Here is a 6,476-nt window from a genome sequence, read left to right as displayed (position 1 = left end):
AACGCGAACGAAACAACTCATCGGCAGGCAACTGCTCGGCGGCAGGACGGCGTGTACGCATGGGCGAAAACTGCCAGAAACCAGTTCGTAGAGTAACGAAAACTGGCAATTCCAGCACACCTAAAACGCAGGTTAAGCCTTGCAATGGATGCAGCCTGGGGGTTTTTCAGGGGCGACTAGGCTATTGGCTCAGCGAAAAGTCGCTTTCGATCGCAGTCATCGGTGCCTTGGCTTGGACCGCACTTCCCTACTCCCTAAAATTCCTATGGGCCCGCCATCTCGACCAACGTCGTGCGCCGGTCGTTGGAAGCACCATGTCGCACCGTCAAGGCTGGATTGTCTTGTCTTCGATCATGGTCGCCATCTCTCTCCTAGGCCTTGTCCTGAGCGTTGTCGCTGGCAGCCTTCCGCTGATTGCACTGAGCTGCATCGCAGCAGCCTTTGGCGGTGCGACCCTGGATGCCTCAGTCGATGCGTTCCGGATCGAACAAGAGGCAGTGCACCAGCAGCCAGCCAAGCTCCTCACTGCCTACCAATTTGGCTACCGCATTGCTCTACTGCTGAGCGACGGTCTGGTGTTCTTGCTCGCAGCGCGGCTGTCCTGGCAAGTTGCTTATGCACTTCTGCTTCCCCTGATGTTGGTGCCCATCTGCGGAACGCTCTTTCTGCGATCTGCCCCCGATAGCGTCCTCACCCCAGGTCGCACGAGTGCGGAGAAGCAGGGGGCTCGGTTGGTGTCGCTTCGACCCTCCACGCTCCAAGGATGGATCGCGGTGGTCGTCTTCATCGGCTGCTATCGCCTACCGGACATTCTTCTGGGTCCCATGATCAATCCTTTCTACTATGCCCTTGGCATTGGAAAGAGCGTGGTCGGATCCCTGCATATCTGGCTTGGGATCCCAGCAGCCTTCCTCGGAATTTTGGCTGCAGGCACAAGCTTGAAGCGTATGTCTTTGAGCACGACCATTCTTGTTGGCGCAGCTCTCCAAGCCCTTGCCCTCCTCGTTCTTGCATCGCTCTCGTCGAACGAGCAGTCTGCTGAACTGCTTTGGGCTAGCGTTATTCTTCAAAACCTTGCTAGTAGCTATACCGGCATAGCCCTGGTTGCTTACATGTCAAAGCTGGTCACGCTTGGACGCGCAGGTGAGCACTACGCTTGGCTAACCAGCTTTTACTCCATCTTCGGCAGGGTGCTTGCCGGCTTCTCAGGCCTAGCAGTGGCTTATCTCACCACGCTCCATGGACAAAGCCAAGGCTATGGCATGTTTTTCATTGGCATCTGCCTGACGTGCGTGCCCGCCCTCCTCGTCTACTTGCTCATCATTCGGAATAACTTGAAGGAGCGACCAGAGCCGTAAGTGCCATCACGCTGTTGCCTTGCAATGACCTTGGGCTGTTTACGAGAACATGTAATGCGTGAGCTCAGTCGTTATGCACAGGCCGGTGCAAAAATGAACACTATTTGCTTGAAGTTTGAGTGACAGCATCTAAACCATCAGTCAGCCTCGTCGAAACCGTCAGCCCAGAAGCACAAGGCGAGGTCACGTCCGTCGTCGAGACATAGATTTTATACGGCCCTTTCGTCAATGTCGCTGGTTGGGTCCAAGCTGCATTTTTTATCACGGCCCGAGGCTCACGTATGCCTTCCACAAAAGCATATTTTTTAACGATATCACTATATCTTTCACAGCCTCGGGCTTTTTTGTCAGTAGAAATTACAGCTAGGGCAGCTACTGTCCAAGCCTGAGAACTTTCATCACTGCGATGAACGCCGAAGCTCAACGCTGCTACCTGGGACTTCTGATCATTCAATGAAACTCGATAGTGACGACGAAGGGGCTCGTCTCTGACAATCTCGGTCTTGCCGGCTCTAATTAATTTGTTGACCTGAGACTCTTCAACAATAACGCCGCTACTGAATAGCGACACCAGTTCGTCAAGCACTTTTTCTGAACCATAGGCGTCACCACAGAATGTGGCCGATACTAAAATAGAAAAGGCCACGATAGCTGAGGACCATACACTACTCTTATAAAATTTCACTCCAGCCCTCATTGCATTTAAAGCGCTTCAAGTGTCGTCTTGAAGCCTGCCCAGGTGTCGGCCCAGATTAGCGCTAACCAATTAGATGCCTAATTGGCTAGCACCAGCGGACCTCATCAGTTTCGACTTCTCGTGAGACCAAGCAAGCACTCGCCCTTCGAACTCGCCTTTACATACACCGACGTTTCACCAAGATTGGTTTTATAGAAGACATCCTTACTAACGTCGGCGAGTGGCGCATGGGGATTGGGTGGCAGGACGTATGGGGTGAGCGCAAATTTCTGCTTGATCTTAGACACTTCATAACAGCGCTCAGGAGCGAGCTCCATATACATAAAACTCACTCCTTTATCGAGTTCAGGCGGGACCCTGAACTCAACAAAGGAGATCGCATACTGATCCCGCGTCTTGAACGCATTTGAGCGAAAAGCAATATTCAAAGATCGACTTGAACTCACCTGATGGAAATCAAGGAGTCCAATTTCGCGGAAAACTTCATAGTTTACCGGCTTACCCGGATCATAGATTTTACCAACTATTTCATCCATGGCGAGCCCTGAAATTCCATCTTCCGCAATGGCGCTTGTGCAGAAGACAGCCATCAGTAATGTAACCGCAAGACCTTTGTGCACGCCCAACATTACTGGCCTCTCAAATAAGCACGCAATTCAATTTCAACCTGATCTACAGGCGATAAATATCGAAAGCAACCGACAACAAGGAAGAGTCACCTTTGACCAAAGCATAAAGAGTCCCCTGGTCAACCCTGTGCAGCGCACCGATTTGAGCCAGTGAAACTACTTGACCATCGATCTCGGCAATTGCCTCTCCCTTTTTCGGAAGTCCTGATTTGCTTTTTGAATACATCATGAGGCGCGTTTTACCATTAGTGACCCAGGCTCCCACGTATTTGTCGTCTGAGTGATCGTGTGATGGCGATACGAGAATTGAATCGACCAATACGCCCTTTGACAGCGCACCATCTTTAGCTGCAAGAAAATTACCCTTATCAATCTTCTCGGGACGAGGATCTATATCACCAATAATCCCTGGCTTCGCCTGAATTTTTAGGTTGGTGGACAGGTAATAAGTATCACCAGAATAATAGTCAACAAATTGAGCGCACGTGCCTTTGATCGCATGAACTCGGACATTGTCAACCTTACTTACCTTGGCTAGGGGGACTACCAAATTCACACTCCCGCCCTCCACATAGAAATTGTCTTTAAGCTGAGACTTTTCTGAACATAGAGCCCTAGCAGCACTCTCTCGCTGGTCATTTGAGCGGGCCTGCCCGACCATTAGGCCGGCGAGCGTAAGCACGCAAATCGAATTTAAGGCAACCCTAACTATGGACATCGAAAGCACCTTTTTAACGCGAATGTAAAATCAAGGGGTTGGAACAATGATAGTCGGAGTTACCTCACTATATCCACCAACAACCTTTGTATCACTGGGACCAAGCACGCCTATGCTGAGATAATTTGCAACACCCCTCACAATATCATTGGCAAATTTTTCACTTTGATTAAACTCAGCATTGGTAAAACCATCTTGATAGAGGTTTTGGTAAAGGGTTCGAGCAGCTGCTGCATTATGTGCTAGCTCATGCATCACCAAGAAATTCGCCCCTCCCATTAGATCGGAATACCCCTTAATGGTGTCAATGTTTATTGATATCTGTGGGTCGCCGTTGTTATAGTCGGACTGCCCAGTCGCAAACCCATTACTATAGCTAGTGCCCGCTTCGTTTACCTTATAGTCTGCATTGAGCATCAGACTCTTGATTTCAGACATCTGCACGGTTGAACCATCGCTCATTTGCATATAAGCGTTATCAGGAAGCGAGCTGATAGAGTCTTTAACAAAGTAGATTGCATCGTCAAATTTAACCAGAGCGGCCGACTCTTCCGCTGTCAACGCACGCGTGAAGTTGAGATCGTATTCCGGCGCTGTTGGAAGAGGAGTGCCACCCCCACCTGGAGGACTAATAGGCCCTGGCTGTTCAACTGGTGGTGAAGGGGGAATAGTCGGAGGCGGACTTGGGGGAGGGTTAACTACAACTGGCGGCAGCTCAGTAGGCGGCTCGCTCGGATCGACATCCGCAGCGGCTGCCGCACCTGCCACTAGAAATAATTCTTCGTTTGTCAGCTCTCTCATTACAGCACTCCCTGCAATATTTCGATTGATAAATTGCTGTTTCGCTTTCTTTTCTTCCTAAACATCATTTTTTTATTTCCCGTGAAGCCCATAATAACGGTCCATTGCAAGCCCGGCTCACATAGACTTAGAGCTAGGCAGACTCGAAGCACTTGAAGATAAATTTACCTCTGTTGGCCTCTTACTCTTGGCATGCAAACCTCATTTCTCCAACGTGACCGTTTCAAAAGTAGCATCTGGCGCATATTCATGTGCCCATCTCAGAACAGAAATCTCTGCGTCAAGGCTCTTTTTATTCCTGGGCACAAATAAGGTGAAAGTAGGATTTTTTGAGCAAGAAGCGCCCGACTTTTTGGTGTCGGCTTTGCAGTTAAAGTGAATGAGCCCAGCAGCTTCGACCGTATTATCACTCTTGATCGCAACTGCACCTTTCTCAATGCAGCTCTTGTAGCGGCAGCCGGATATTAAGGTCACCCCATTCCCCACATCAACGTCTTTGTTGGGTGGACCGCTCAGAGCCTCCCCAAACTGCTGCACCAATGGTTTTCCGGGAATAATATAGTCACCCGCTGACTGACCAAAGTAAGCCGATAGGACCGCAGAATTAATCTTGGCAGGCGCAGCCGTGGCCAAAACGCTTCCCCACAATGAAAAGATCATTATTGCAATTGATGCAATTCTTTTGTTAGCTTTCATCTCCAACCTCACGTTATAAGTCAACACTTAACCGCCACCCGGCACGCTGCCGTTCGTAATATCTTGTTGAATAAGCGCGGCCTCCCTGTCTCGCCTTGTATCATACGCATCACCGAAATCGTTCAGATTGGTAACAGCATCTTGCCAATGTCCCGTTGTTACTTGGGTCCAGAAATTGGGGGTTGCTGTGGCAAGGCCAGGGCCGTATTGGTAAGCAACACTTGCGATGGCGGTCTGGACGCCACCAGGCAGCTGATAAAAGTCAGCATAATCGGAAGAATTGTTATAGCTATTAACAACCGTATTTAAAATGTTTGATCGAACTGCGTTATCCAACGCATCTGCCTGCGCCTCGGTGATGTGGAGAGGGTTGTTTTGAACGGCATTCAGCGCATCTTGTCCTGTTAGATGAAGGTAGGGCGTCAACGTAGTAACAAGCGCCTGATCCACACCTAGCGCGGCAAGGCTTTCGGCAGTTTGGCCACCCAAATCGACTCCAGTTGCCACAGTTACTCCGCTCTGATCTATGACCACGCCGTTATTGGTGGGGACATATGCATCTAGCTGTTGCCCGCCCTCGACGCTATCAATAAAGGCGTTATCGATTCTGTTTTCAGCAGCCAGCGGGACAAAAACATCACCATCGTTGCCCCCTCCTCCACCTTGTGGCGGTGGTGGGGGTTGCTCAACTGGCGGTGTTGGCGGCAATGTTGGTGGTTCTGATGGAGGTGGATTAACGACCACGGGGGGCAACTCAGTGGGCGGCTCGCTTGGATCGACGTCCGCAGCGGCTGCTGCACCTGCCACTAGGAATAGCTCTTCGATTGTTAGCTCTCTCATTACAGCACTCCATCCTGTGCGTTTAATTTTGATCCAATCATTTCTACCATTTGATTCGCAATAAGGCTTCTCTCTCTGAATTACTTTTACGAGTATTACTTCTTATCCTTGGCTGGATTTTCCAGCTGTTTCCACTGCATTGTCCTGTTCAAAGCTGCTTGGCTGCTCTTTGATCAGGGGCCTCAGGTTCCCGTTAACGAAGAGGTAGTGCATATCGCACATCCGAGAGATGTTCTTGTCATGCGTCACAATGACTGTGGTTGCACCGATACTTCTGATGTTCTTCATCAGCTGCATACCCATCTGCTCATCAACCCCAGTCGTTGGCTCATCCATCAACAACAGCTTGGTGCGCCTGTAAAAGGCTCTCGCCAAGAAGATCCTTTGCTTTTGACCACCTGACAGCGTGTTTCCCAAGTCGCCGACTCTGGCGTTGAAGCCCATTGGCATGCGCTGAATATCGTCGTGGATGCATGCCAATTTCGCAGCCTGCATAAGACGCTCTTGATCAATGTGCTCATCGAACATGGAGATGTTTTCCGACAACGTCCCGGACAACAGATTGTCTCCCTGCATGACGATGCTGACCTTGCTCCGGTAGCTCGACTTACCGACTTTGCGCAGATCCTCTCCATTGACTAAGAAGTCCCCAACTTGAAGATCTTCAAGCCCCGCCAGAACGCGGATGAGTGTGGTCTTACCCACGCCTGAGTTCCCGACAATTGCAATCACTTGGC

8 protein-coding genes are annotated in these 6,476 nt (G+C 50.1%); 1 reads left to right on the top strand and 7 read right to left on the bottom strand.

What is annotated here, in order from left to right:
* Positions 1-59: 59 nt before the first annotated feature.
* Positions 60-1,358 (top strand): MFS transporter, encoded by a 1,299-nt coding sequence (locus F7R02_RS23580; protein ID WP_439333446.1) that lies wholly within the window; start codon positions 60-62, stop codon positions 1,356-1,358.
* 100 nt (positions 1,359-1,458) lie between these two features.
* On the opposite strand, the gene F7R02_RS23575 is transcribed toward F7R02_RS23580, so the two are convergent.
* From F7R02_RS23575 to F7R02_RS23540, 7 genes are all read right to left on the bottom strand, one after another.
* Positions 1,459-2,043, bottom strand: a complete 585-nt coding sequence (locus F7R02_RS23575) for a hypothetical protein (protein ID WP_235857322.1) — start codon at positions 2,041-2,043, stop codon at positions 1,459-1,461.
* Between the two features lie 116 nt (positions 2,044-2,159).
* Positions 2,160-2,684, bottom strand: coding sequence for a hypothetical protein (locus F7R02_RS23570; RefSeq protein ID WP_078589916.1), 525 nt, complete (start codon positions 2,682-2,684; stop codon positions 2,160-2,162).
* A gap of 43 nt (positions 2,685-2,727) precedes the next feature.
* Positions 2,728-3,402, bottom strand: a complete 675-nt coding sequence (locus tag F7R02_RS23565; RefSeq protein ID WP_139370947.1) for a hypothetical protein — start codon at positions 3,400-3,402, stop codon at positions 2,728-2,730.
* A 30-nt stretch (positions 3,403-3,432) separates the two neighbouring features.
* Entirely contained in the window at positions 3,433-4,203 is a 771-nt protein-coding gene (locus F7R02_RS23560; protein WP_235857321.1) for a hypothetical protein, read from the bottom strand.
* A 201-nt stretch (positions 4,204-4,404) separates the two neighbouring features.
* Positions 4,405-4,899, bottom strand: coding sequence for a hypothetical protein (locus tag F7R02_RS23550; protein ID WP_139370946.1), 495 nt, complete (start codon positions 4,897-4,899; stop codon positions 4,405-4,407).
* 27 nt (positions 4,900-4,926) lie between these two features.
* Positions 4,927-5,739 (bottom strand): pesticin C-terminus-like muramidase, encoded by an 813-nt coding sequence (locus F7R02_RS26555; RefSeq protein ID WP_167337506.1) that lies wholly within the window; start codon positions 5,737-5,739, stop codon positions 4,927-4,929.
* A gap of 102 nt (positions 5,740-5,841) precedes the next feature.
* Positions 5,842-6,476: ATP-binding cassette domain-containing protein (locus tag F7R02_RS23540; protein WP_151210220.1), on the bottom strand; the 635-nt coding region annotated here is incomplete at its 5' end.

It is taken from the genome of Xanthomonas cissicola, from assembly GCF_008801575.1.
Classification (GTDB): Bacteria; Pseudomonadota; Gammaproteobacteria; order Xanthomonadales; family Xanthomonadaceae; genus Xanthomonas; species Xanthomonas cissicola.
Note: the sequence above shows the minus strand (reverse complement) of the source record. Positions and strands in the feature narration are given on the sequence as shown.

Excerpts from the sequence above, each read along its gene's own strand:
- F7R02_RS23550 (WP_139370946.1), bottom strand. The coding sequence starts at position 4,899 with ATGAAAGCTAACAAAAGAATTGCATCAATTGCAATAATGATCTTTTCA.
- F7R02_RS23570 (WP_078589916.1), bottom strand. The coding sequence starts at position 2,684 with ATGTTGGGCGTGCACAAAGGTCTTGCGGTTACATTACTGATGGCTGTC.
- F7R02_RS26555 (WP_167337506.1), bottom strand. The coding sequence starts at position 5,739 with ATGAGAGAGCTAACAATCGAAGAGCTATTCCTAGTGGCAGGTGCAGCA.
- F7R02_RS23560 (WP_235857321.1), bottom strand. The coding sequence starts at position 4,203 with ATGAGAGAGCTGACAAACGAAGAATTATTTCTAGTGGCAGGTGCGGCA.
- F7R02_RS23565 (WP_139370947.1), bottom strand. The coding sequence starts at position 3,402 with ATGTCCATAGTTAGGGTTGCCTTAAATTCGATTTGCGTGCTTACGCTC.
- F7R02_RS23580 (WP_439333446.1), top strand. The coding sequence starts at position 60 with ATGGGCGAAAACTGCCAGAAACCAGTTCGTAGAGTAACGAAAACTGGC.